The sequence below is a fragment of the Cellulomonas sp. T2.31MG-18 genome, from assembly GCF_964266755.1.
GTDB lineage: Bacteria > Actinomycetota > Actinomycetes > Actinomycetales > Cellulomonadaceae > Cellulomonas.
Genome location: NZ_CAXWGW010000001.1, coordinates 1 through 25,841, shown reverse-complemented (window position 1 = coordinate 25,841; position 25,841 = coordinate 1). Strand labels below are relative to the sequence as shown.

Below are 25,841 nucleotides of genomic sequence, written 5' to 3'. Positions count from 1 at the left end.
AGCGCCATGGCAGTGACCGGACCCGACTTCATCGCCCTGCAGGTGCGTGACCTGGAGAAGGCGGCGGCCTTCTACGAGGAGCACCTCGGCCTCACCCGCGCGCCCGCCTCGCCCCCGGGCGCAGTGGTGTTCACGACGAGCCCGGTCGCCTTCGCGGTGCGTGAGCCGTTGCCGGGCGTCGACCTGGACGGCATGCCGCAGCCGGGCGTCGGCGTGGCGCTGTGGCTGCACGCCGACGACGCGCAGCAGCTGCACGACTCGCTGGTCGCCGCGGGGGTGCGGGTGGTGCAGGCGCCGGTGCCGACCGCGTTCGGGCTCACGTTCACGCTGCTGGACCTGGACGGGTACGCCATCACCATCCACGACCGGCACTGAAGGCGAAACGCAGGGCGGCGTCCTCGATGTAGCCCTGTGCATGGGACCTGCGGGATGTCGGTGGGCGTCGATAGCATACGAACATGCGTTCGAACCGGGTCGTGGCGGTGGCGGCATGACGGCGGCCGTCGTCGACCGCCCTGTGGCGGCGCGCGGCGACGTGGCAGCGGCGGCCGACGTGCTGAGGGTGGCGCAGGTGTTCCTTGCGGCGGTCGGCGCTGCGGAGTCGTGGTCGGCCGGTGAGCGTCGCGCGGCACTGGAGGACGTGGACCGCACGGCCGGCCTGCTCGCCGCGGTTCGGGCGCGGCTGCTGGCTGCCGAGCGAGCCGCGGGGACGTGGGCGCTGCACGGCGACCGGGACCTGGCAGCCTGGCGCGCCCGGACCTCGCACGCCGGGGTTCGGGAAGCGGTCGGCCAGCTGCGGCAGGCCGATGCGATCACGACGATGCCGCAGGTGCGCGACGCGCTGACCACGGGTGCGATCACCACCACGCATGTCGACGCCATCGCCCGGTTCACCGCCACGGCATCGCCGCAGGTCGCCGAGCTCGCGCGGTCCGGTGCAGGGCAGGCGGAGATCGTGGCACTGGCCACCCGGGTGGACGGCGCAGGCCTGGGAAAGGCGCTGACGCGGTGGCAGGCCGAGCTCGACCCGACCGCTCGGCAGCGCGCGCACGACCAGCAGCAGGCTGCGCGCTACCTCAACCTCTCCGAGACCCCCGGCGGCACCTACGTCAAAGGTCTGCTCGACTCCGTCGCCGGTCACCGGTTGCGGCTCGCCCTGGAGGCGGTGAGCCCGCGGCCGGGCCTCGACGACGAGCGCGCTCCGGAGCAGCGGCGGGCCGACGCCCTCGTCCAGCTGGCAGACCGGGCGCTCGACGACACCGGCCCGGCGACGGGTCCTGCCGGCAGGCCGCACGTCAGCCTGGTCCTGAGCGAGTCGACGTGGCGCGCCCTGCGCGCGGGCGGTCGCCGATCGGTCGGTGAACGAGGTCTGGCCGGCGAGCGGGAGGCCGCCGATGCGCGGGGTGTGGCCGGCCGGCGGGCTGCGGCGGACGAACGGGCTTCGGGCGGCAGGTCGGATCCGGCTCGGCCGGGCGCGGGGAGTGCCGTGGCGACGGGTCGATCTCTCGTCGGCGTGCCACCGGTGTGCGACGAGGACGGGAACCCGTGGCCGGCCTCCGAGGTGGGGCGGGTGCTGTGCGACTGCCACGTGACCCGTGTCGTCGTCGACGCCGACTCTGGTGCCGCTGGACCTCGGCCGGACGCAGCGCCTGTTCAGCGCCCATCAGCGGCGTGCGGCGACCGTCCGCGACGGTGGGTGCGGATGGCCTGGGTGCGGCACGCCGGCGCGGTGGTGCGAGCTACACCATCTGACGTGGTGGGAGCGCGACGGCGGTCCGACGGACCTGAGAAATGCAGTGATGCTCTGCTCGTTCCACCACCACCAGGTCCACCGGCGAGATCTCACCGTGCACCGCCAACCGCCCGACCCGGCGGAGGAGTCGCCAGGCGGCCGACGGCTCAGTCGCTACCGGTTCACCACGCCGCACGGGCGTGACGCGATCAGCCTGCGGGTCAGTGGCCCTGGGGGCCCATGACCTGCACGGTGGTGCCCTGGTGCCCTGGTGCCCTGGTGCCCTGGTGCCCTGGTGCCCTGGTGCCCTGGTGCCGTGGTGCTCATGAGGTCGTCGGGCGTCAGTGGCCGCCGGGCGGGCTCCAGCCAGTGCTACGGAGGCGCTCGAAGCCGTCGAGCATCAGGTCGAGGGCGAACTCGAACTCCGCCTGGTCGTCGCAGCCGCGGGCGACCACGGTGCCGTCGTCGTGCGTGGCGGTCAGCACGGTCGCGGCGATGTTGGGGAAGTGCTCCGCGAGCGCCTGCAGCATCGCCTGCTGGACCTCCGGCGATGCGTCCTCGGCCGCCCCACCGCCATCGGCAGCGGACGTGTCGGGACCGGCGGGCTCGTCGAACAGCTCCTGCGTGAACCCCCACATGCGGCTGCCGAGGGCGTGCATCACGTGGTGAGTCAGCTCGTCGCTGAACCCGCCGGTGCGGAACGTACCGATCACCGAGTCGATGTAGCCGAGCACCGCCGGGGTGCGGGAGGTGCGCGACTCGAGCACGGAGCGGCCCCACGGGTGCCGCAGCAGCACCCGCCGTGCCGACAGGACCCGCAACCGGATCGCCGTGCGCCAGTCGACGCCTGTGGCTGGCGGGTCGATCTCGGCGACCAGCAGCTCGACCATGCCGTCGAGCAGCTGCTCCTTGTTGGCGACGTGCTTGTAGAGCGCCATCGGGACGACGTCGAGCTCCTGGGCCAGCCGGCGCATGCTCAGCGCCTCGATGCCGATCCGGTCGGCGAGCGCCACGGCCCCCGCGAGCACCCGGTGTCGGTTGAGACGCGGACGCGTGGCGGCGGCCGACGGGCGGGCCATGGGCGGCTCCGATCCTTGACAGGCGTACGCCGTACACCCTAGCGTCCGAGGCATCAGGTGTACGGCGTACACCACGAGGGACCTGCAACGGCTTCTCGGCCGAAAGGTGAGTGCCCGAGCCGTCGTCTCACCGCGCCAACGCCACCCCCGACGCCCGCCCTCGATGCCAACCCCGACGCCCGCTTCGATGCCCACCCCCGACGCCCACCCTCGACGCCCATCCCCGACGCCACACCTGGCGCCACGCCCATGCCACGCGCGGTCCTCGTGCCGCTGCCCCACCCACCGAAGGAGCCCGCCATGGACTCGAACCGACGCACGGCCTTCGTCGCCGGCGCCCTCTACCTGTTGACGTTCGTCTCGTCGATCCCGGCCGTCGGGCTGCTCGCGCCGGTGCTGCACGACCCGCGGTACGTGCTCGCTGCGGGGGCCGACGCCCGCGTCCTCACCGGTGGCCTGCTCGACCTGGTCAACGCCGCCGCGTGCATCGGCACGGCAGTGGTGCTGTTCCCCGTGGTCCGCCGTCAGCACCAGGCTGCGGCGCTCGGCTTCGTCGCCGCGCGGCTGATGGAGGCGGCGATCATCGCCATCGGCGTCGTCAGCCTGTTCACCGTGGTCACGCTCCGCCGCTCGTACGCGGCCGGGCACGCCGGCGACCCGGCGACCCTGGTCGCCGTGAGCTCGGCCCTGGTCGGCGTGCGCGACTGGACCTTCCTGCTGGGGCCGAGCCTGGTACCCGGCATCAACGCCCTGCTGCTCGGCACCCTCCTGCTGCGCTCGGGGCTGGTGCCGCGCGCGATCCCGGTGCTGGGGTTGGTCGGTGCCCCGCTGCAGATCTCTGCCGTGCTCGGGACGGTCCTCGGGGTGAACAGCCAGGTGTCGGTGTGGTCGGCGGTCGGTGTGGCGCCGATCTTCTTCTGGGAGCTGTCGCTCGGTGTCTGGCTGGTGGCGAAGGGCTTCCGTCCGTCGCCGGTGATCGGCGTGCAGGCGCGGACGGCGGCGGCGCTCCCGGTCGCTCCCTGACGGGTGACGTCCCGGTCGTGACGGTTGGCGTCCCGCTCCCGGCCGGTGGCGAGCTGGTCCTGACGGGTCGTCGCCCAGTCGTGGCCGCGGCGAGCTGGTGCTGACGGTGACGCCGCGGTGCTGACCGGCGGCTGAGCCGGTCCCGATGGTGAGCGGGTCCTGACCGGTGGCGAGTCCGCCCGGGAGGGTGGGGCGCCGGTCAGTCGGTCGACGCCGGACGGATGCGCTCGAGCAGCAGGACGGCGATGTCGGCCACCTCAGGGACGCCGACGGCAGCGGAGCGGCCTGCCGACCCCCGCGCGTTGGCCCCGGCGGGTGCGCCCGACGGGTCTGCGGTGCCGGGCGCCGGGTCACCGCTCGACGGCGTGGACGGGGTGGACGACGCCACCGCGGCGACGCCGTCGGACAGCATGACCGTGCAGTAGGGGCACGCCGTCGCGATCGCATCCGCGCCGGTGGCGACCGCCTCCTCCGCACGGGCGGTGCCGATGCGGGTGCCGATCGTCTCCTCCATCCACATGCGCGCGCCGCCGGCGCCGCAGCAGAACGACGTGGACCCGGACCGCGGCATCTCGGCGAGCTCGATGCCGGGGATCGCGGCGATCAGCTCGCGGGGCGGTGCGTAGACCTGGTTGTGCCGGCCGAGGAAGCACGGGTCGTGGTAGGTGATCCGCAGCGGGCGGGTGGATCCGGTGGTCGCGGGCGACGACCCCGTTGCGGGCGACGGCTCGGTCGCCGCTGACGACGCCGTTGCGGCCGAGGGCTCGGTGGCGGGTGGTGACCCGGGTGCGGCCGACGGCCTCGTTGCAGCAAGGGCCGCCTCGTCGTCGGCCGACCGCTCGACCGGCGTCAGGCGGCCCTCTGCGACCAGGCGGTTGAGCAGCTCGGTGTGGTGCACCACGTCGTACCGGCCGCCGGCCTGCGGGTACTCGCGCGCGAGCGTGTTGAAGCAGTGGGCGCACGTCACGACGACCTTCGTCGCCCTCGCCTCGGAGAGCGTCTCGACGTTCTGGGCGGCGAGCGTCTGGAACAGCAGCTCGTTACCGGCTCGCCGGGCGGGGTCGCCGGTGCACGACTCGCCCTCGCCGAGCACCGCGAACGACACCCCGGCGGTGTGCAGCAGCTCGGCGACGGCCCTCGTCGTGCGCTTGGCCCGGTCCTCGTAGGCGCCCGCGCAGCCGACCCAGAACAGGTACTCGACGTCGGCCGCGCTCTCCACGTCCACGCCGACCACCGGCACCTCGAACGGCAGGCCCTTCGCCCAGTCCAGCCGGCCGCGCGCCGGCATGCCCCACGGGTTGCCGCGCCGCTCCAGCTTGGTGAAGGTGCCGGTCAGCTCGGCGGGGAACGCCGACTCCATCAGCACCTGGTAGCGCCGCAGGTCGGCGATGGTGTCGACGTGCTCGATGTCCACCGGGCACTGCTGCACGCACGCGCCGCACATGGTGCAGCTCCACAGCACGTCGGGGTCGATCACGCCCGAGCCGACCAGGTCCATGCCGAGGTGCGGGTCCGTGACGGTGGGGTAGCGGCCGTCCGCGGTGCGGTGGACGGAAGGGGTGGCGTCGGACGTGGAGCCCGCCGACGAGGCCGACGAGCGCGACGAGGCCGACGGGCCCGCCGACCCCGCGGCTCCGGCCGCCCCGGCCACGGCCGCAGCCCGGGCCGCCCGCACGTAGGGAGCGGTCGCCGCGGCCTGGTCCCGCAGCGCCAGCACCAGCAGCTTGGGGCTGAGCGGCTTGCCGGTGGCCCACGCCGGGCACTGCTCCTGGCAGCGCCCGCACTCGGTGCACGTGGCGACGTCCAGCAGCCCCTTCCACGTCAGGTCCTCGACGGCACCGACCCCGAGCCGGGCGTCGTCGGGGAGCTCCTCGATCGCGGCCAGGTCCAGCGCGGAGCCGTCGGGCGCACGCATCGGCGCGAGCGGACCCAGCGCCGGGCCGCCGGACGGACGGCGCCGCGCGTACACGTTCACCAGCGCGAGGAACCGGTGCCAGGCGACGCCCATGGTCGGCTGCACGCCGACCACCACGAACCAGGACATCGAGCCGAGGATCTTCACGGTCGCGGTCAGCGTCACGGCCGTCTGCAGGCTCGTCGTCCCCGCCCCGGCCCAGGCCGAGCCGTACCAGGACGTCAGCGGGAAGTGCACCGCCGACGCGATCGGCGACCCGGTACGGGCCGCGAGCGCGTACTCCAGCCCGCGCAGCACCAGCACCGCGGCGACCACCAGCAGCACGGTCGCCTCGACGAACACCGCCTGCGCCTGCGACGAGCCGAAGAAGCGCGACGCCTTCTGCTCGGCGGTCTCCTCGCCCCGCCGCGGCCGGACCACCTGGCGCAGCGCGACCAGGTAGACGATCCCGACCAACGACGCCCAGGCGATCCCCTCGGTCAGCCACTCGACCGGCGGCAGGTGCCCGATCACGGGCAGCGAGTACGACGGGTCCACCACCTGCCCGTACCCGGACACCAGCGTGAGGAACAGGACGGGGAACGAGACCATCACCGCCCAGTGGGCGATGCCGACCCAGACCCGCCGCTGGAACCGCAGGTGGAACACCACCTCACGCAGCAGGGTCGCCAGCCGCGGGCCGACGGGACGCCACCGGCCCGGCAGGGGCCGGCCGATGCGGATGGTCCCGACGATCCGGGCCACGCCCCACGCGAAGACGGCCACCCCGACCACCGTCGCGACGAGGACCAGGACGAGGCACGTCACCTGCAGCGGCGTCACCGGGACACGGTAACCGCTCGCCTCGCAGCGGCCGGGGCCGGTTCGCGCCACGGGACCACGGGACGGCTCAGCACCGCTCCGTGCCGCGCCGGGCACGCCGCGGCGATGGCGCGGCCGGTGCACGTTCGGCTCCCCGGGGCCCGACGGGCCTCCCGGTACCATGGCCGCAGCCCCCGCCCTCGACAGGACGGAGCGGACCGATGCTCTGGCTGCTGGCCACCCACCTGGCCGCAGCCCTCGTCGCGCCCGCACTGGTGGGACGCCTCGGACGTCGGGCGTTCTGGGTCTTGGCCCTGGTCCCGGCATCGGCGGCGGTCTGGGCGCTGAGCTGGACGGAGCGCGTCCGCGGCGGTGCGACCCCGCAGGTGACGGTCAGCTGGATCCCTGCCCTGGGGCTGGACCTCGACCTTCGTCTGGACACCCTGTCCTGGCTGATGACGCTGATCGTCGGTGGCGTCGGGGCCCTCGTGCTCGTCTACTGCCGGGCGTACTTCAAGGCAGACGCCCAGGGCCTGGGACGGTTCGCCGGGGTGTTCCTGGCCTTCGCCGGCTCGATGCTCGGGCTGGTGCTCAGCGACGACCTGCTGCTGCTCTTCGTCTTCTGGGAGCTCACCACGGTGATGAGCTACCTGCTGATCGGCCACTACGCGGAGAGCCGCAAGGCGAGCCGCCGGGCGGCGATGCAGGCGATCGTCGTCACCACGGCGGGCGGGCTGACGATGCTGGTCGGGCTGGTGATCCTGCAGCACGCGGCCGGCACCTCCCGGCTGAGCGAGCTGCTGGCGCACCCGCCGCACGGGCCTGCCGTCACGGCCGCGGTGGTGTGCCTGCTGGTCGGCGCCGCGACCAAGTCGGCGCTGATCCCGTTCCACTTCTGGCTGCCGGCGGCGATGGCCGCACCTACGCCGGTGAGCGCCTACCTGCACGCCGCCGCCATGGTGAAGGCGGGTGTGTACCTGGTGGCCCGGTTCGCGCCGGCCTACGCCGACCTGCCGGTGTGGCGTTGGCTGGTGCTGATCGGTGGCGGCGGGACGCTGCTGCTCGGCGGCTACCGGTCGCTGCGGCAGCACGACCTGAAGCTGGTGCTGGCCTTCGGCACGGTCAGCCAGCTGGGGCTGATCGTGCTGCTGGTGGGCCTGGGTACCCCGGCGGCGGCGCTGGCCGGGCTGGCGATGCTGGGCGCCCACGCGCTCTTCAAGGCGGCGTTGTTCCTGGTGGTGGGCACGGTGGACGCCGCGGCCGGCACGCGCGACCTGCGCCGGTTGTCCGGCGTGGGCCGCGAGCTGCCGTGGGTGGCGGGCGCGGGTGCGCTGGCCGTCGCGTCGATGATCGGGCTGCCGCCGTTCGCGGGGTTCGTCGCCAAGGAGGCGGGGCTCGAGGCGGTCGCCGGGCTCGGCGGGGCCACCGGTGCGGTGGTGCTGGCCGTGGTGGCCGTCGGGTCGGTGCTGACCGTGGCGTACGGGTTGCGGCTGTGGTGGGGGGCGTTCGCGACGAAACCGGCGGTGCTGTCCGCCTCGGCGGTCGAGCACGCGGACGGCAGCGCGACGACGACGCCGATCAGCGCGGCCGCGTCCGGGGCCCCCGGGACACCGGCCACCGTCCGACCGTCCTCACCGGTCCTGGTCGTCCCCGCGCTGGTGCTGGCCGCCCTCGGCCTGGTGGTCGCGCTGGTGCCCGGCTACGGGGAGGGCCTGCTGCGGCCCTACGCCGACGCGTTCACCGCGGGCCACGCCGCGTCGGGCGGTGCCGACGCCGGTGCGCGCGTGGGCCACCTGACCCTCTGGGCCGGGCTCAGCCCCACGCTCGTCGTCACCCTCGCCGTGCTGCTCGCCGGTGCGCTCGCCTTCCGCGCCCGTGACGGCGTCGAGCGCGCCCAGGGCATGCTGCGGCTGCCGCCCCGGGTCGACGCCGACCACCTCTACCGCCGCTCGATGCGCCGGCTGGACGACGCCGCCGCCGACGTGACGGCGTTCACCCAGCGCGGTTCGCTGCCGGTGTACCTGGGCCTGATCCTCGGCGTCTTCGTGGTCGGCGTCGGCACCGCCCTGCTGACCGGCACCCGCCTGCCGACCCGCGTCGTGCCGTACCAGGCGCTGACCGAGGTGGCGTTCGCCCTGGTCAGCATCGTGGCCGCGGTGCTGGCGGCCCGGGCCCGGCGCCGGCTGAAGGCCGTGATCCTCACCGGCATCGGCGGGTACGCGGTGGCCGGGCTGTTCCTGCTGCAGGGTGCACCGGACCTGGCGCTGACGCAGGTGCTGGTGGAGACCGTGACGCTGGTGGTGTTCGTGCTGGTGCTGCGGCGGCTGCCGCCGTACTTCTCCGACCGGCCGCTGGCCGGGTCCCGCTGGCTGCGGCTGGGGATCGGGGTGGCCGTCGGGCTGGTGGTGGCCGGCATCGGGCTGATCGCGCCGGGCGCGCGGGTGCACCTGCCGGTGTCGGAGGCGTACGCGCAGGAGGCGTACGCGTTCGGCGGCGGCAAGAACGTGGTCAACGTGACCCTGGTCGACATCCGCGCGTGGGACACCATGGGCGAGATCTCGGTGCTGCTGGTCGCGGCGACCGGCGTCGCGTCCCTCGTCTTCGTCTCCCGGCGCACCGGCCGCATCTTCCGCGCGCACGACGCGCCGGCCGACCGCGCGGTCTGGGGCGGCGCCGCCCACCCGCGGGCTGTCGAGGTGCGCGGCGGCGAGGGAGACCCGACCCGCGGTCCCGTGCCAGGTCCGACGACGAGGCCCGGCCCGTCCGCCCCGGGATCCGGTCGGGCTCGTGAGTGGCTGCGCGCCGGGCGGACGCTGGCGCCGGTGCGCCGGTCGGTCATCTTCGAGGTGGTCGTCCGGCTGCTGTTCCACACCATGGTCATGTACTCGCTCTTCCTCCTGTTCAGCGGGCACAACAACCCCGGCGGCGGGTTCGCGGCGGGCCTGGTGACCGGGATCGCCCTGACGGTGCGGTACCTCGCCGGAGGCCGGTACGAGCTGGGGGAGGCCGCGCCGGTGCAGCCCGGGGTGCTGCTCGGCACCGGCCTGTTCCTGGCCACGGGCGTGGCGGTGGCGCCGCTGCTGCTGGGGGGCTCGGTGCTGGAGTCGGCGATCGTCGACCTGCACCTGCCGCTGGTCGGTGACGTGCACCTGGTGACCAGCCTGGGGTTCGACGTCGGCGTGTACCTGGTGGTGGTCGGGCTGGTGCTCGACGTGCTGCGCAGCCTCGGTGCCGAGCTGGACCGGCGCGCCGAGTTCGGCGAGGACGACGTCGAGGAGTCCGTGCCGGACCTGCGCCGCACGCCGCATCCCGCCGGGTTCCACCAGGGGGCGTCGCGATGATCGACATGACGCCCGACCTGACGCTCGTGATCACCGCCGCCGTGCTGGTGACCGTGGGCGTGTACCTGCTGCTGGAGCGCAGCCTCTCGCGGGTGGTCGTCGGGATCATCCTGATCGGCAACGGCCTGAACCTGCTGATCCTGGGCGCCGGCGGCCGCGCGGGCCGGCCGCCGATCCTGGGCGGCCCGCCGGGAGCGACCTCCGACCCGCTGCCGCAGGCGATGGTGCTGACGGCCATCGTCATCACCCTCGGCCTCACCGCGTTCCTGCTGGCCATGGCCTACCGCTCGTGGCAGCTGAACCGGCACGACGAGGTGCAGGACGACGTCGAGGACCGCCGCATCGCCCGCCTCGCGGCGCGCGACCGGCTGGCTGTTGCCGACCTGGACGCCGACGACACCGCCACCCTCGAGCAGGAGGCGGAGGAGGCGCGCGACGAGACGGACCGTGCGGTGGCGCTGGTCCTCGCCGAGCCGGGGGCCGACGACGACGGACCCGCCGCGGCCGGCGCGCCCGCTCCCGCCGACCGCCCCCTCGTCGACGGTCGCGCCGCCGCCGACGGCCCGGCCCCCGACCGGTCCGCCGACAGCCCCGCCGATCGGCCGGAGGACCGCCCGTGAACGACTGGTCCTGGCTGGTCCCGCTGCCCGTCGTCCTCCCGCTGTCCGGCGCCGGACTGACGCTCGCGCTCTACCGCCGACCGCGCGTCCAGCGGATCGTCTCGGTGACGGTGCTGGTCGCCGTCCTGGTGGCCGCCGCGACCCTGGCCGTGCTGGCCGACCGCGGCCCGCTGGTCGCCGAGATGGGCAGCTGGGCGACGCCGGTCGGCATCAGCCTGGTGGCGGACCGCCTGTCGACCCTGATGCTCACGGTGTCCGCCGTCGTGGTGCTGTGCGTGCTCGTCTACTCCCTGGCGCAGGACCAGGGTGCCGGCGAGGAGTCCGCGCCGACGTCGATCTACCACCCCACCTACCTGGTGCTGGTGGCGGGGGTGGCCAACGCGTTCCTGTCCGGCGACCTGTTCAACGTGTACGTCGGGTTCGAGATCCTGCTCGCGGCGTCCTACGTGCTGCTGACCCTCGGCGGCAGCCGGGAACGGCTGCGCGCCGGCAGCATCTACGTGGTCGTCGCCATCGTCAGCTCGTTCCTGTTCCTCGCCGCGATCGCCGCCGTCTACGCCGCCACCGGCACGCTGAACCTGGCGCACCTGGCGCAGCGGCTGCCGCAGATCGACCCCGGCGTCCGGCTGACGCTGCAGGTGATGCTGCTGGTCGCGTTCGCCATCAAGGCGGCCGTCTTCCCGCTGTCCGCCTGGCTGCCGGACTCCTACCCGACGGCGCCCGCCCCGGTCACCGCCGTGTTCGCCGGCCTGCTCACCAAGGTCGGCATCTACGCGATGATCCGCACCCAGTCGCTGCTGTTCCCCGGCGGGGCGGTGGACACGGTGCTGATGTGGGCGGCGCTGGCCACGATGCTGGTCGGCATCCTCGGCGCGGTGGCGCAGGACGACATCAAACGTCTGCTGTCGTTCACGCTGGTCAGCCACATCGGCTTCATGGTGTTCGGCATCGCCCTGTCCACCCACGCCGGCTGGACGGCGGCCATCTACTACGTGGTGCACCACATCACGGTGCAGACAGCGTTGTTCCTGGTCACCGGCCTGATGGAGCGGTACGGCGGCACGCTGTCGCTGTCCCGGCTCGGCGGCCTGGCCCGGCTCTCACCGGTGGTGGCGGTGCTGTTCTTCGTCCCCGCCATGAACCTCGCCGGCATCCCGCCGATGTCCGGGTTCCTGGGCAAGCTCGGGCTGCTGCAGGCCGGCGTCGCGAACGGCACGCCGCTCGCGTGGACCCTGGTGGTCGGCAGCGTCGTGACGTCGCTGCTCACCCTGTACGCGCTGGTCAAGGCGTGGAACAAGGCCTTCTGGCAGACGCCGCCCGAGCCGCTGCCGGCCGGTCACGTGCCGCCGGGCATGATCGGCGCCACCGGCGCCCTGGTCACCGCCAGCCTGGCGCTGACCGTGTTCGCCGGCCCGCTGTACGCCTACACCGGCCGTGCGGCACAGGCGCTGGCCGACCGGACGCCGTACATCCAGGCCGTCCTGCCCGAGGGTGACCGCGGCACCGGCCGCTCGGCCCATCTGGCCTCCGCACCGGGGGGTGCCGGATGAGGCGGCGCTCGCAGTGGCTGGGGATCGTGTGGCTCGGCGCCGTGTGGGTGCTGCTGTGGGGCGACCTGACCTGGGGCAACGTGCTGGCGGGCCTGCTGCTGGGCGCCGTGGTCACCTGGGGCCTGCGGATGGTGGCGGTCGACTTCCACGGGCGGGTGCACCCGTGGCGGGTGCTGGTGCTGCTGGTCCGCTTCGCCGTCGACGTGGTGCGCGCCTCGATCGAGGTCGCGACCATCGCCCTCACCCCGGGGTACACGCCCCGCGGCGCGGTGATCGGCGTCCAGCTGCGCAGCCACTCGGACCTGTACCTGACGCTCACCGCCGAGCTGGTGTCCCTGGTGCCCGGCTCGCTGGTGGTCGAGGCGCACCGCCTCACCGGGATGCTCTACCTGCACGTGCTGGACCTGGACCGGTCCGGTGGCGTCGAGGCGGTGCGGGCGGACGTGCTGGCGCAGGAGGAGCGGCTGCTGCGCGCCCTCGCGTCGCCGCAGGAGCAGGCCGCGGCGGGGATGGTGCCGGCATGAGCGCGACGACGGGCCGGTCGGCCTCGCGGCGTCGGGTGGTGCCGGCGTGAGCGCCGCGCTGGGGGTCGCCGTGGCGGTCGCGGCGGTGCTGATCCTGGTCGGTGCCGTGCTGGCGATCGTCCGCGCCGAGCGCGGACCGTCGATGCTCGACCGGACGATCGCCCTGGACATCGTGGTGACGTGCCTGGTCGCGGCCGTGGCGCTGTACGCCTCGCTCGAGCGGCGGGCCGACGTGGTGCCGATCCTGGTGGTGCTCTCGCTGGTCGGCTTCATCGGGTCGGTGACCATCGCGCGGTTCGCGGCCGTCGAACCGGAGGACGCGCGGCGGGTGCGCACCCGCGAGGAGGTCGCGGCGGAGGACGAGGCCCGGCTGCGCGCCGAGCTGGCGGAGGCGAAGGCGCGGGAGGTGCCGGACGCGACAGAGGACGACGAGCAGGTGGGCGACCCGGGGGCGAGCGAGGACGACCAGCCCGCGGGCGACCCGGCGGCGCCCGGGTCCGACGACGGAGGTGCCCGATGACCGCCGCCGCCTGGACCACCGTCGCCGACGTCGCGTCGATCGTGCTCATGCTCGGCGGGGCGTTCCTCTGCTTCGCCGCCGGCGTCGGGGTGCTGCGCTTCCGCGACCTGCTGGCGCGCATGCACGCCGCGACCAAGCCGCAGGTGCTGGGCCTGGTGCTGGTGCTGGCCGGGCTGGCGCTGCGGCTGCGCAGCGGCGGTGCGGTGTGGGCGCTGGTGCTCGTCGTGGTGTTCCAGCTGCTCACCGCACCGGTTGCGGCGCACCTCGTCGGACGCGCGGGCTACCGCACGGGCAAGGTGAGCCCGGGCGTGCTGGCGGTCGACGAGCTGACCGCCGAGCTGGACCGGCGGCACGGGGTGCCCGCCGACGACGAGGACGGCGGCTCCGGGGCCGACATCGGCTGAGCTACGCCGGCAGCTCGGGCCGCTTGCTGCTGACCTTCGCCGTCAGCCGCGCGGTGCCCCGGCTGGCCAGCGCGCGGGCCAGCGCCACGACGGCCCCGGTGATCGCCGCGGCCAGAAGCACCTCGCGCAGGCTGATGTCGTCGTCCTGCGACTCGGGCGCCGGCGGCTGGTGCCCGGCCGCGGCCACCCACGCGCGGTCCAGCAGCTTCTGCGCCACCCACGCGGCGCCGACGGCCACGCCGGCGCCCACCAGCTTGGCCAGCATCGACTGGGACTGCTTCTCGGGCATGCGGGCCTCCGGTGTGCGGCGGGACGACGAGCACCGACGCTAGCGCCGTCCCTGCCGGGCCGCTGCCCGCGCGGCCGCGGCTCACCCGACGCGCGGTCGTCCCAGGGCTGCGCCGGGCGGCCGTGAGGGTTACCGTCGAGGGCATCCACTCGATGGATGAGGTGACCGGCGATGACGCGTGAACCCCCGCTCGAGCATCGGCTCGACCGCCGTCCGGAGCCCCACGGTGACCAGCTGACCAGCGTCGGCCACCACCGCTCCGACCGCCTGACGAACCTGCGGACGGAGCACCCCGTGGACCATCGTGTCGAGCCGCACCACACCCCGGCGGTCCTGCACCGCGAGGTGGTGTCCGTCGACGTGCCGCTGCCGGCGGACGTCGTCTGGGAGCACGTCCGCAAGCCCGAGCTGATCCACCGCTGGTACGGCTGGGACCGGGACGACCTGGCGGACGACATCGAGCGGATCTTCCTCGAGCACGCCGAGGTGGAGCACGACCACGTGCCCGGCACGTCCATCCGGCGGCTGCGCTGGCACCACCACGAGGACCTCGAGCTGCGCTGCCGGGACGACAACCCCGGTCACACCCTGGTCACGGTGCACCGTGCCGCCCGCGACCTTTCCGTGTCGTTCGACGGCGCCCGGGACGTGGTCGACGAGAACTGGATCAGCTCCGTCCACCAGCTGCACTTCGCGCTGACCGTGCACCGCGGGGAGGACCGCCGCACGTTCGCCGTGCACGGTCTGGACGCCGGCCCGCACCAGAACCCGTTGATGTACCGGGCGGGGCTGCACGGCGCGCGCGGCGTGCCGATCGGCGGTCACGTCGAGGCGACCCGCCCTGACGGCACCAAGGTGGGCGGGACGGTGGTGTACCGGACCGACCTGCAGTTCGGGGTGTGGCTGCACGGCATCGCCGAGTCGCTGCTGGTGATCCAGGAGGTGCCGGTGGCCAGCCACCCGCCGCACGGCGCCGTGAACGCGATCCTCAACACGTACGGCCTGTCCGACGAGCTGCGCGCCGAGGCGCAGCGCCGCTGGGCCGGCTGGTGGGACGGTCACCGGCACCACGCCTGACGGACCCGCGCCCGACGGACCCGCACCCGACGGAAGCGCGCCCGACGGCCGCAGCGACCGCCGCGGCACGGGCTACAGCGGTCGCTGCCAGGTGCCGCTGACGCCGGCCGGCCGGAAGCCGAGCGCGACGTTGATCGCCAGCATCCAGCGGTTCTCCTGCGCGTTCCACGTGCCGACGCGGTGGACCGACGGCCGCTGCAGGGCCAGCGCTTCGAGGTTGGCCGTCTTGACCAGCATCCCGAGCCGGTGCCCCCGGTGGGCCGCCACCACCAAGGTGTCGCCCTGGTGCACGTACTCGTCGGTGTGCGACGGCATCCAGAAGTTGGTGAACGCCGCGAGCCGTCCCGTCGGCACGTGCTCCGCCGCCGTCACCAGGAGCTCGTAGCCCGCGTCGTGCAGCATCCGCTCCTGCGCCCGGACTCGCTCGCCGTCCCACACCTCGGGGCGCCAGTCGACGTCGCCGAGCGGTGCGTCCGTGCTCATCTGCGCCAGCAGACCGGCGTACTCCTCCAGCCACTGCTCCGGCACGTCGGTTCCCCAGGTGTGCAGGCGGTAGTCGGCGCCGGCCGCCGCGGCGGCGTCGTCCGCGTGCCGGCGCAGCAGCGTGGGGTCGACGGGCAGGTCGAGCTGCGACCGGCGGTCCACCTGCGCCAGCGTCCAGCCGGTGCGCCGCAGCCAGACGACCGCGGGGTTGTCGAGGTCGACACGGCCCGCGCCGGTCGGTGACTCGAGCGCACCGGGGCCGGCGGGCGGCTCGACGCGGTCGCCGGTGTGGGCCATCAGCAGCGTGCGGCCGTCCGCGCGCGCCACGGCTGCGGCCGCGTCGAGCAGGGCGGTGCCGATGCCGCGACGGCGGTGCTCGGCAGACACGTTCACCTCGACGAGCGCGCTGTGCCGGTTGTCCCGCAGGGGCAGGCCGACGGAGGCCTCGCCGATGACCGCGGCGGCTGGGTCGCCGGCGTCGGAGCCCGGCGTCGGCGACTCGTCGGCGACGGCCACCAGCCGCACGGTCCGCTCGGCGTGCGAGTCGCGGAGCTCGGCCAGCTCCGCCTGCGGCGAGTCGGCGCGGTCGGCGTTGCCCCACACGTCGATGGTGCCGGCGGTGCGGACGCGGTTGGCCCCGAGCAGCAGCCAGGCATCCGGGGCGTCGAGCGTGGTCGGCACCGGCACCTCGCGCACGGTCCACGTGGTGGTGGTCGTCATGCACCCAGGGTCGACGCCGGGCCCCGGTCCGGTCGAGGGAATTGAGGCCGCCGCGGCCCAATATCCGGTGCTGCCTACACTGTGTTTCGGACATCCGAACTTTCGGAGGGACATGAGCGTGGACCCGGCCGTCGGACTCGGTACCGACGCGCCCGAACCCGCGTCGGCGCCCCTCGACGTGCCCCACGCGGCTGGGCCGCCCCGCGCCGTGCCGACGGCAGCGGCCCCGTCGTCGACCGGTTCACCGCGGCTGCCCCGCCGCCCGATCCGTGCCCGCGGGGGCCTGCTGCACCTGCTCGGTCCTGCGTTCGTCGCCTCGATCGCCTACGTCGACCCGGGCAACGTCGCCGCCAACCTCACCGCCGGTTCCCGTTACGGCTACCTGCTGCTGTGGGTGCTGGTCGCAGCGGACGTGATCGCCGTGCTGGTGCAGTACCAGTCGGCACGGCTCGGCCTGGTGACCGGCCGGTCGCTGCCGGAGGTGCTGGGCGACCGGATGCCGCGCGGCGGTCGCCTGGCGTTCTGGGTGCAGGCCGAGGTGGTCGCGGGCGCCACCGACCTGGCCGAGGTGGTGGGTGGTGCGCTCGCCCTGCAGCTGCTGTTCGACCTCCCGCTGGCTCTCGGCGGGCTGATCGTCGGCGTCGTGTCGCTGGTGCTCCTCGCCACCCAGGACCGGTACGGCCAGCGCCGGTTCGAGCTGGTGGTCGCCGCCCTGCTCGCGGTGATCGGGCTCGGGTTCCTCGCCGGTCTGGCGGTACGTCCGCCGGATGCCGCCGGCGTGCTGCACGGCCTGGTGCCGCACTTCGCGGGAACCGACTCGGTGCTGCTCGCGGCGAGCATGCTCGGCGCCACCGTCATGCCGCACGCGATCTACGTGCACTCGGCACTGGCGCGGGACCGGCACGGGCACCTCGGCACCGGCGCGGCCCGGACCCGGCTGCTGCGCGCCACCCGGTGGGACGTCGGCGGCGCGCTCGCGGCCGCCGGTGTGGTCAACATCGGCCTGCTGCTGCTCGCCGCCACCGGCCTGCGGCACGTCCCGGGCACCGACTCGATCCCCGGTGCGCACGCCGCGATCGTCGCCTCCCTCGGCACCGCCGTCGGCCTGGCGTTCGCCATCGGCCTGCTGGCCAGCGGCCTGGCGTCGACGTCGGTCGGTGCCTACGCCGGGTCGGTGGTGATGGACGGGCTGCTGCACCGGCGGGTGCCGCCGCTGGTCCGCCGCACGGTCACGCTGGTGCCGGCCGTGGTGCTGCTGGCCCTCGGCGCCGACCCGACGTGGACGCTGGTGGTCAGCCAGGTGGTGCTCAGCTTCGGCATCCCGTTCGCCCTGGTGCCGCTGGTGCGGCTGACGCGCGACGAGCGGCTGATGGGTGCGGAACGCACCGGGCCGTGGCTCAACGCGGTGCTGCTGACCGTCGTCGGGCTCGTCGTCGCGCTCAACGTCGCCCTGCTGGTGCTCCTCCTGCGGTAGCCCGAGCGGGGCCGTCGGCGGCCCCGTCGGCCCAGCCCAGCGAGGGAGTGCCGGGGTAGGGCCCTCGGTCCCAGGGGCCCGGAAATCGCCGTGCCTACCCTGACGGTGTCCATCTCTGGACCCGTGAGGAATGCAATGTCGCACCTCCAGACCCGGCCTCGTGCCGGCACCGACGCCGCCGCCGACGGCGCGCACCGCAGCGCGCCCGCACCTCGACCGGCCACCGTCGGACTTCCATCCCTGCGCGTGTTCGGACGGGCATCGTGACCACTTCGCACCCATTCCCTGGCATCCCCGACGTCATCAACGGCAACGGCGCCGTCGCCCACGTGATGAAGCACGTGTGCGGCGGGGTGATCGGCTACCCGATCACGCCGTCCACCGAGATCTCCGAGACCTTCGAGGCGGCCCGCGCCGAGGGCCAGCTGAACGTCTGGGGCAAGCACCCGTTCTTCGTCGAGACGGAGGGTGAGCACTCCGCCCAGTCCGGCGCGCTCGGTGCGGCGCTGACCGGCGGCAGCTACGTGTCCAACGCGTCGTCCAGCCAGGGCATCCTCTACGCGCTCGAGTCGCACTACGTGACGGTCGGCAAGAAGATCGGCGGCTTCGTGCTGCAGGTCGCCGCGCGCGTGGTGTCCAAGCACTCCCTCAACGTGATGGCGGGTCACGACGACGTGTACGCCCTGCTGCCCGCGGGCTACACCATCCTGTTCGGCGCCAACCCGCAGGAGGCGGCGGACCTCGCGGCGATCTCCTACCGCGCCTCGGCGCTCTCGCTGATCCCCGTCGCCAACGTGATGGACGGGTTCGCCACCAGCCACGTGATGAGCGAGGTGCTGCTGCCGGAGCCCGACCTGCTGCGCACGTACCTGGGCGACCCGGCCGGTCGCATCCCGTGCCCGACGGTTGCGCAGGAGATGCTGTTCGGCGCCAAGGGCCGGGTGTTCTCCCTCAACCAGTACCTCGACCGGCACGTCGAGGACCTGGCTCCGGAGGACCTGGCGGCCGTGCGGGCGCACCTCGCGGCGATCGCCGAGAAGGTCGAGGCGGACGACGCGGGTGACCTGGTGGCCGAGACGGCGGCGTGGCTGCCGGCCGACCTGCAGGGGCAGTGGCGGCGCGCCTGGGTGAACGCCTGGCCGCTCGGCACGCGGCAGCGGGTCCCCGCCCTGGTGGACGTGCACAACCCCGGGCTGACCGGGCCGGTGCAGAACCAGCCGGACTTCCAGGCCGGTGCCGTCGACCACCGCACGCACTTCGTCTCCGCCGTGCCGGCGCTGGTGCGCCAGGCCATGGCCGAGTACACCGAGCTGACCGGCCGCGAGTACGCGCCGGTGCGCGCCTACGACTGCGAGGACGCGGACTACATCGTCGTCGGCCTCGGCTCCATCACCGACGACGCGCGCGCGGTGATCCCGTACCTGCGCTCCCGCGGCGTCAAGGTCGGCGTCCTCAACATCACGCTGCTGCAGCCGTTCCCCGAGGCCGAGGTGGTCGAGGCGCTGCGCAACGCGCAGGCCGTCACGGTGCTGGAGCGGTCCGACGACACCGCGCTGACGCGCATGGTGACGCAGGCGCTGTTCCGTGCCCGCGCCAACGGCGAGGGCGGCGTGGCCCACCCCGGCATCCCGGCGATCACCCGCAGCCCGCGGCTGACGACGGCGATCTTCGGCCTCGGCGGTCACGACGTGCAGCCGCGGCACCTGGTGGCCGCGTTCCGCAACATGGCCGGCGGCGGCAGCGCGCCGCTGGTGTACCTCGGCTCGCAGTTCTTCTCGTCCGACGCCCCGCCGGCCGCCGCCGCGCTGCAGGACCGCCTGCGCGCCGCGTACCCGGAGACGGTGGCGATGGCCCTGACCACCGAGCCGAACCCGGCCCTGCTGCCCCCCGAGGCGCTGCGGATCCGGTTCCACTCGGTGGGCGGGTACGGCACCGTCGCCAGCGGCAAGCTGCTCACCGACGTGCTGGCCGGCGTGCTCGACATGCACAGCAAGTCGGCGCCGAAGTACGGCTCGGAGAAGAGCGGTGCGGCGACCAACTTCTACATCACGCTGAGCCCCGAGCCGGTGCTGCTGACCAACGCCGAGCTGGAGGACGTGGAGGTCGTCGTCTCCCCGGACCACCAGGCCTTCGTGCACACCAACCCGCTCAAGGGGCTGGTCGAGGGCGGCACGTTCATCATGCAGTCCGACCTCGCGCCGCTGGACCTGTGGCGGTCGCTGCCGGCGCACGCCCGCCGCACCATCCGCGAGCGGCACATCCGGTTCCTGGTGATCGACGCGTTCGCCGTCGCCCGCAAGCACGCGCCGACCCCGGAGCTCGAGACCCGCATGATGGGCATCGCCTTCATCGGGGCCGTCGCCGGTCACGTCGACCGGGTGTCCCACGGCGCCACCGCCGAGGCGATCGAGACCAAGATCCGCGCGCAGATCTCCAAGAAGTTCGGCCGCAAGGGCGACGCCGTCGTCGAGGCCAACATGTCGGTGATCCGCGACGGCGTGGCCGCGACGCACCTGGTGGCGTACGACGAGCCGGAGTTCCTCGCCGCCGAGCAGCAGCCCGCCGCGCGCAGCACGCGCACCCTGGCCCTGTCCGCGTCGATGTGCCCGACGGCCACCGGCGCCCGCGCCACGGCGCTGTTCGACCCGGCGTACTACGAGGACCTGATCGCCCGGCCGTTCCGCGAGGGCACCATCGGCGAGGCGCCGGTCCTGCCCGGCACCGGCCTGTTCATGCCGGTCGGCACCGGTGCAGCCAAGGACAAGGGCATCTTCCGGCGCACGGTGCCGGCGTTCGACCCCACGTCCTGCACCGGCTGCCTCGAGTGCTCGCTGGTCTGTCCCGACGCGGCGATCCCGACGCAGGTGCACGAGATCCACGACCTGCTGACCACGGCGATCGGCCAGATCGACGCACCGGAACCGCAGCGTGAGGCGCTGCGCGCCCAGGTGTACCCGTGGGCCGAGGCGATCCGGCGCAGCTATCGCGACGACTCGTCCGACCGGTCGTTCGCGGACGTCGCGGCCGCCGCGGCGAGCGCGCTCGACCCGAACCAGCGCGCGGTGATCCGCAACCTCGACGCGGTGGTGGCCCAGCTGGCGACCTTCCCGGTGGCCCGCACGCGGCCGTTCTTCGACGCGATGGAGAAGGAGCAGCCGGGCACCGGCGGCCTGTTCTCCGCCGTCGTCGACCCGTGGAAGTGCACGGGCTGCCTGCAGTGCGTCGACGTGTGCGGACCGGGCGCGCTGACGTCCGTGGACCAGGACGCCGACGTGCTGGAGACGCTCCAGCAGCGGTTCGAGACGATGACGCGGCTGCCGAACACGCCGTCGCGCTTCACCGCCGGCGCCACGTCACCGGACGGCGACACCAAGCGGCTGATGCTCGATCACACCGCGTACTACTCGACCACCGGCGGTCACGGCGCGTGCCGCGGCTGCGGCGAGGTGACCGCGATCCGCCTGGTCACGGCCCTGAGCCACGCGGTGGGCGAGGACAAGCGGCGCTCGCACCTGCGGGAGCTGGACGAGGTGCTCGACGGCCTGCACTCCACCCTGGAGGCGCTGGACGCTCGCGCGGACGACGAGCCGGACGAGGGTGCCGCCGATCCCGCCACCCGCGCGCGGATCGACCGGATCACCGGCGCGATCGAGCAGCTGGAGCACCGCCAGTACCTGTACGAGGGCGGCCCGACGGGCAACGGCCCGGCGCCGGTCGTCATCGCCAACTCCACCGGCTGCTCCAGCGTGTACGCGTCCACGATGCCGTTCACGCCGTACCTCGACCCGTGGGTCAACAGCCTGTTCCAGGACGCCCAGCCGCTGGCCGTCGGCCTGTTCGAGGGCATCGTCGCGCAGGTGATCCCGCAGGTGCGGGCGCTGCGCGTGGCCAAGCTCGAGCTGGCCGGCGAGTACGACCCGGCGGTGCACGACGCGGCGCTGCGGACGTTCGGCTGGCGGGACTTCACCGAGGAGGAGCTGGCGCTGCTGCCGACGTTCCTCACCATCGGCGGTGACGGCGCGAGCTACGACATCGGGTTCGGTGCGATGTCCCGCGTGCTGGCGGGCGGGACGCCGATCAAGGCCCTGGTGCTGGACACCGGCGCGTACTCCAACACCGGCGGGCAGGCGTCCACGGCCAGCTTCACCGGTCAGGACTCCGACCTGGCGCGGTACGGCAAGGCCCACCGCGGCAAGCGCGAGCACCGCAAGGAGCTGGGGCTGCTGGCGTCGTTCCACCCGAACGTCTTCGCCTGCACCACGTCGTCCGCGCTGCACGGGCACTTCCTGTCCACGGCGGCGGAGATGCTCGCCTACAGCGACGGCGCCGCCGTCATGGAGGTGTACGCCCCCTGCGGCACCGAGAACGGCATCGCGGAGAACCTCTCCAACGCCCGTTCACGGCTCGCGGTGGAGTCCCGGATGAGCCCGCTGTTCGTGCACGACCCCCGTCGCGGGGACACGCTGCCTGAGCGGTTCAGCCTGGACGGCAACCCGGACGTCGACGGCTTGTGGACCAGCTCCACGGTCGAGTACGTCGACGAGAGCGGCGCGCTGCAGCTGCTGAGCACCCCGCTGACCCCGGCCGAGTTCGCGCTCGGCGAGGTGCGGTTCTCCAAGCAGTTCCACCGGTTGCGTCCCGACGAGGAGGCCGGTGCGACGCCGATCGCCGAGTACGTCGAGCTGGCGCCGGAGGCCCGTGCGGGTCGAGTGCCGTTCGTGCAGGCGACCGACGCGGACCGGCACCTGATCAAGGTGGCCTGCTCCGCGGCGATCGTCGACCTGGTCGAGGACCGCAAGCACTACTGGCAGACGCTGCAGTTCCTGTCCGGACGGACCGGCGCGACGCTGTCGGCGGCGCACCGGGCGGAGATCGCCGAGCTGACCGCCCAGTACGAGCAGGCGGTGACGGCCCGGGAGTCGACGCTGGACGAGATCGCCGCGGCGATGGCCGAGCTGGCGGCGTCCAGCGCGGCACCGGCCGGCATGGGCGCGACGATCCAGCTGCGGCCCACCGGGTTCGCCGGTGCGGCTCCGGCGGCAGCGCCGGCGGGGACCGCGACGGCGGTGGCGGACCGGCCGATCTGGCTCGACCAGGCCGACGAGCACCTGTGCAACGACTGCGGCACCTGCTACCAGGAGCTCCCGCAGATCTTCGAGAAGGCGACGATCGTGGTCGACGGCGCCGCCCAGACGGTCGGTCGCATGAAGGCCGGCGCGCTGGACGGGCTCGACATCACGCCGGAGCTGGCCAAGCGGATCGCTCGGGTCAAGGCCACCTGCGACGCGGAGATCATCCGATGAGCACGCCGACCGTTCCTCGTACCGAGGGGACCGCCGGTTCGCCCGACGGCCGGGAGGACGTGCTGCGCTGGGCAGGCGCCCGCACGGCCCTCGAGCAGACGCAGGACGAGGTGGTCGCGCTCGGCGCCAGCCCCGCGGTCTCGTCGTTCCGCAACCAGCTCTCGCTGCTGGAGAAGCGGCTGGTCGCCGACCCGCGCTCGTTCCGCGACATGTTCGTCGCGGACGGCATGGCGGCCGTCGCCTGGGAGTTCCAGCAGCCGGAGCTGTCCGCCGGGTTCATCAACCGGCTGTGGGACATGTTGCTGCGCGGCGACGAGGTCAGCACCGTGCTCATGCGGTTCCTCTGGGACCTGCCGGTGGGCAAGAAGCGGGCGTTCATCCGCGGCATCGACAAGCACCTGTCCGACCGCTACCCGATGTTCGACGGCCTCTCGGTGGACTGGCCGGCGGGCAACACCATCCCGCCGTACGTGCGCTCGGCGGAGGACCGTGCGGTCGACTTCGGCCTGGTGAACAAGGGGTACCTCGGTTACATGGACCTGGGCTACACCGCCCGGGACGTGGACCTGTTCGTCTGGCTGGAGGCGCTGCGCGACAAGCAGTGCGCCGAGTCGCCGTGCGAGCTGGGCGTGCTGGTCGAGGGCCACAAGGAGCCGCAGGGCGGCTGCCCGGTGAAGATCCACATCCCGCAGATGATGGAGCTGATCGGCACCGGGCGGTTCCGCGAGGCGCTGGAGATGCTCGAGTCGTGCAACCCGCTGCCGGACGTCACCGGCCGGGTGTGCCCGCAGGAGCTGCAGTGCCAGGGCGTCTGCCTGCACAAGACGGCCATGTCGATCGGCCAGCTCGAGTGGTTCCTGCCCGAGCGGGAGAAGCTGGTGGACCCCGGTGCCGCCGCCCGGCGGTTCGCCGGTGTCCGGGACCCGTGGGTGGCGCAGGCCAAGCCGCCGGTCGCGATCGTCGGGTCGGGCCCGTCGGGCCTGATCAACGCCTACCTGCTGGCCGCCGAGGGCTTCCCGGTGACCGTGTTCGAGGCGTTCCACCAGCTCGGTGGCGTGCTGCGGTACGGCATCCCCGAGTTCCGGCTGCCCAACGAGCTGATCGACGACGTGGTCGCCAAGATCAAGCTGCTCGGCGGACGGTTCGTCACCAACTTCGTCGTCGGCAAGACGGCCACCCTGCAGGACCTGCGCGACGCGGGCTTCTGGAAGGTGTTCGTCGGCACCGGCGCCGGCCTGCCGCGGTTCATGAACGTGCCCGGCGAGCACCTGCTCGACGTGATGAGCGCCAACGAGTTCCTCACCCGCGTCAACCTGATGCAGGCGCTGCGCGAGGAGTACGAGACGCCTCTGCCGGCCACCGCCGGCAAGCAGGTGCTGGTGGTCGGTGGCGGCAACACCGCGATGGACGCCGCCCGCACAGCCCGACGGCTCGGCGGCAACGTGACGATCGTCTACCGCCGCACCCAGGCGGAGATGCCGGCGCGCGTCGAGGAGCTGGAGCACGCGCTGGAGGAGGGCATCGGCCTGTCGGTGCTCGTCTCGCCGACGGAGTTCCTGGGCGACCCGCAGACCGGGTTCGTCAAGGGCGCCGTCCTGGAGGAGATGGAGCTCGGTGAGCCGGACGCCTCCGGGCGTCGTCGTCCGGTCGCCACCGGCCGCACCCGCACCGTGCCCGCCGACCTGGTGATCATGGCGCTCGGCAATGCCGCGAACCCCCTGATCAAGGACTCGGAACCGAGGCTGCAGGTGTCCAAGTGGGGCACTATCGACCTCGGTCACGAGGGGTCGCAGGAGACGACGCTGCCCGGCATCTACACCGGCGGCGACGCGGCCCGCGGCGGGTCGACGGCAATCCGGGCCGCCGGTGACGGTCAGGCTGCCGCTCGGGAGATCCTCGGCTCGATCGACGTGCCGGACGAGCAGGTGGCCGCCATGGTCGCCACCGCCCGCCGGTACACCGAGGAGGCCGCCTCCCGTCCGGTGATCCTGGCCAAGCGCACGCTCAGCCCCGGCATCGAGGAGCTGACCGTGCACGCCCCGGTGATCGCCCGTGCGGCGCAGGCCGGCCAGTTCGTCCGCGTGCTGCCCACGTCGGACGGCGAGCTGGTGCCGCTGACGCTGGCCGACTGGGACGCCACCGCCGGGACGGTGTGCCTGGTGGTGCAGCAGGTGGGCGTCAGCAGCGCGCTGCTGAACGCGATGGCCCCGGGCGACGCGCTCGCGGGCATCGCGGGCCCGCTGGGCCGGCCCAGCGAGCTGCACCGATACGACGAGGGCTCGACGGTCGTCTTCACCGCCGGAGGCCTCGGCCTGCCGCCGGTGTACCCGATCGCCCGCGAGCACCTGCGGCTCGGCAACCACGTCACGCTGATCGCCGGGTTCCGCACCAAGGACCTGATGTTCTGGACGGCCGAGGACGAGCGGGTCGGACGGCTGCAGGCCGAGTTCGGCGACCTGCTCGACGTGGTCTACGCGACCAACGACGGCTCGTACGGCGTGCACGGGTTCGTCACCACGCCGCTGGAGGAGATGCTGAAGGTCGGCCGGCCGATCGCCGAGGTGGTCACCATCGGCCCGCCGCCGATGATGCGCGCGGTGTCCGACCTGACGGCCCCGTACGGCGTGCCGTGCGTGGCGAGCCTGAACTCGATCATGGTCGACGCGACGGGCATGTGCGGCGCCTGCATGGTGCCCGTGACGCTGGACGGCAAGCTGGTGCGCAAGCACGCGTGCATCGACGGGCCGGAGATCGACGCCCACACCATCGACTGGGACAAGTTCCTGCCGCGGTTCGGGCTGTTCAAGGCCCAGGAGCAGGCCAGCCGGGTTCGGCACGGGATGGGCTGAGCCCGGGTGAGGCGGGTCGACGTGACCCGCTCGAAGGACTGAAGGACCGACGGCGCCCCTGCGAACACCAGCGGGGGCGCCGTCCCACGTCCGCCGGCACGCCCTCCACCCCCCTTCCACCCACCCCTCCCCCCACC

17 protein-coding genes are annotated in these 25,841 nt (G+C 73.7%); 13 read left to right on the top strand and 4 right to left on the bottom strand.

Annotated elements, in window-relative coordinates; all coding sequences use genetic code 11:
* Nucleotides 1-6: 6 nt before the first annotated feature.
* Together ACFQTY_RS00085 and ACFQTY_RS00080 are read left to right on the top strand one after the other, a co-directional pair.
* Nucleotides 7-375, top strand: coding sequence for a VOC family protein (locus ACFQTY_RS00085; protein WP_378095506.1), 369 nt, complete (start codon nt 7-9; stop codon nt 373-375).
* A 115-nt stretch (nt 376-490) separates the two neighbouring features.
* Nucleotides 491-1,936, top strand: coding sequence for a DUF222 domain-containing protein (locus ACFQTY_RS00080; protein WP_378095503.1), 1,446 nt, complete (start codon nt 491-493; stop codon nt 1,934-1,936).
* Nucleotides 1,937-2,073: 137 nt separating this feature from the next.
* On the opposite strand, the gene ACFQTY_RS00075 is transcribed toward ACFQTY_RS00080, so the two are convergent.
* Nucleotides 2,074-2,811, bottom strand: coding sequence for a TetR/AcrR family transcriptional regulator C-terminal domain-containing protein (locus tag ACFQTY_RS00075; protein WP_378095500.1), 738 nt, complete (start codon nt 2,809-2,811; stop codon nt 2,074-2,076).
* Nucleotides 2,812-3,111: 300 nt separating this feature from the next.
* On the opposite strand from ACFQTY_RS00075, the gene ACFQTY_RS00070 reads away from it, so the two are divergent.
* Nucleotides 3,112-3,834: a DUF4386 domain-containing protein gene (locus tag ACFQTY_RS00070; protein WP_378095497.1), complete on the top strand. Its 723-nt coding sequence runs from the start codon at nt 3,112-3,114 to the stop codon at nt 3,832-3,834.
* Nucleotides 3,835-4,033: 199 nt separating this feature from the next.
* Here ACFQTY_RS00070 and ACFQTY_RS00065 read toward each other — a convergent pair whose 3' ends face one another.
* Nucleotides 4,034-6,571, bottom strand: a complete 2,538-nt coding sequence (locus tag ACFQTY_RS00065) for a (Fe-S)-binding protein (RefSeq protein ID WP_378095492.1) — start codon at nt 6,569-6,571, stop codon at nt 4,034-4,036.
* A 200-nt stretch (nt 6,572-6,771) separates the two neighbouring features.
* Here ACFQTY_RS00065 and ACFQTY_RS00060 point away from each other — a divergent pair, with 200 nt between their 5' ends.
* The 6 genes from ACFQTY_RS00060 to mnhG are packed head-to-tail and all read left to right on the top strand — an operon-like array spanning nt 6,772 to nt 13,509.
* Nucleotides 6,772-9,891: a Na+/H+ antiporter subunit A gene (locus ACFQTY_RS00060; protein ID WP_378095489.1), complete on the top strand. Its 3,120-nt coding sequence runs from the start codon at nt 6,772-6,774 to the stop codon at nt 9,889-9,891.
* The gene (locus ACFQTY_RS00055; protein ID WP_378095486.1) at nt 9,888-10,511 is read left to right on the top strand and encodes a Na(+)/H(+) antiporter subunit C; all 624 of its coding nucleotides are present in this window, start codon (nt 9,888-9,890) and stop codon (nt 10,509-10,511) included. Before ACFQTY_RS00060 ends, ACFQTY_RS00055 begins: the two co-directional genes overlap by 4 nt.
* Entirely contained in the window at nt 10,508-12,061 is a 1,554-nt protein-coding gene (locus ACFQTY_RS00050) for a Na+/H+ antiporter subunit D (RefSeq protein ID WP_378095483.1), read from the top strand. The genes ACFQTY_RS00055 and ACFQTY_RS00050 overlap by 4 nt, the downstream gene beginning before the upstream one ends.
* Complete coding sequence (locus ACFQTY_RS00045; protein ID WP_378095480.1) at nt 12,058-12,585, top strand: Na+/H+ antiporter subunit E; 528 nt, start codon at nt 12,058-12,060, stop codon at nt 12,583-12,585. Before ACFQTY_RS00050 ends, ACFQTY_RS00045 begins: the two co-directional genes overlap by 4 nt.
* Before the next feature lie 46 nt (nt 12,586-12,631).
* Nucleotides 12,632-13,105: a monovalent cation/H+ antiporter complex subunit F gene (locus tag ACFQTY_RS00040; protein ID WP_378095477.1), complete on the top strand. Its 474-nt coding sequence runs from the start codon at nt 12,632-12,634 to the stop codon at nt 13,103-13,105.
* Complete coding sequence (mnhG, locus tag ACFQTY_RS00035; protein ID WP_378095474.1) at nt 13,102-13,509, top strand: monovalent cation/H(+) antiporter subunit G; 408 nt, start codon at nt 13,102-13,104, stop codon at nt 13,507-13,509. The genes ACFQTY_RS00040 and mnhG overlap by 4 nt, the downstream gene beginning before the upstream one ends.
* A gap of 1 nt (nt 13,510) precedes the next feature.
* On the opposite strand, the gene ACFQTY_RS00030 is transcribed toward mnhG, so the two are convergent.
* A complete protein-coding gene (locus ACFQTY_RS00030; RefSeq protein ID WP_378095471.1) occupies nt 13,511-13,798 on the bottom strand; it encodes a DUF4235 domain-containing protein in 288 nt (95 codons plus the stop codon).
* A gap of 171 nt (nt 13,799-13,969) precedes the next feature.
* On the opposite strand from ACFQTY_RS00030, the gene ACFQTY_RS00025 reads away from it, so the two are divergent.
* Nucleotides 13,970-14,875, top strand: a complete 906-nt coding sequence (locus ACFQTY_RS00025) for a hypothetical protein (RefSeq protein ID WP_378095468.1) — start codon at nt 13,970-13,972, stop codon at nt 14,873-14,875.
* Between the two features lie 72 nt (nt 14,876-14,947).
* On the opposite strand, the gene ACFQTY_RS00020 is transcribed toward ACFQTY_RS00025, so the two are convergent.
* Nucleotides 14,948-16,078 (bottom strand): GNAT family N-acetyltransferase, encoded by a 1,131-nt coding sequence (locus tag ACFQTY_RS00020; RefSeq protein WP_378095465.1) that lies wholly within the window; start codon nt 16,076-16,078, stop codon nt 14,948-14,950.
* Between the two features lie 112 nt (nt 16,079-16,190).
* On the opposite strand from ACFQTY_RS00020, the gene ACFQTY_RS00015 reads away from it, so the two are divergent.
* The 3 genes from ACFQTY_RS00015 (at nt 16,191) to ACFQTY_RS00005 (ending at nt 25,704) form a co-directional block, all read left to right on the top strand.
* Nucleotides 16,191-17,552 carry an Nramp family divalent metal transporter gene (locus tag ACFQTY_RS00015; protein ID WP_378095462.1) on the top strand — a complete coding sequence of 454 codons (1,362 nt, stop codon included), beginning with the start codon at nt 16,191-16,193 and terminating at the stop codon, nt 17,550-17,552.
* A 263-nt stretch (nt 17,553-17,815) separates the two neighbouring features.
* Nucleotides 17,816-22,855 (top strand): 2-oxoacid:acceptor oxidoreductase family protein, encoded by a 5,040-nt coding sequence (locus ACFQTY_RS00010; protein ID WP_378095459.1) that lies wholly within the window; start codon nt 17,816-17,818, stop codon nt 22,853-22,855.
* Entirely contained in the window at nt 22,852-25,704 is a 2,853-nt protein-coding gene (locus ACFQTY_RS00005) for a sulfide/dihydroorotate dehydrogenase-like FAD/NAD-binding protein (protein WP_378095456.1), read from the top strand. The genes ACFQTY_RS00010 and ACFQTY_RS00005 overlap by 4 nt, the downstream gene beginning before the upstream one ends.
* Nucleotides 25,705-25,841: the final 137 nt, after the last annotated feature.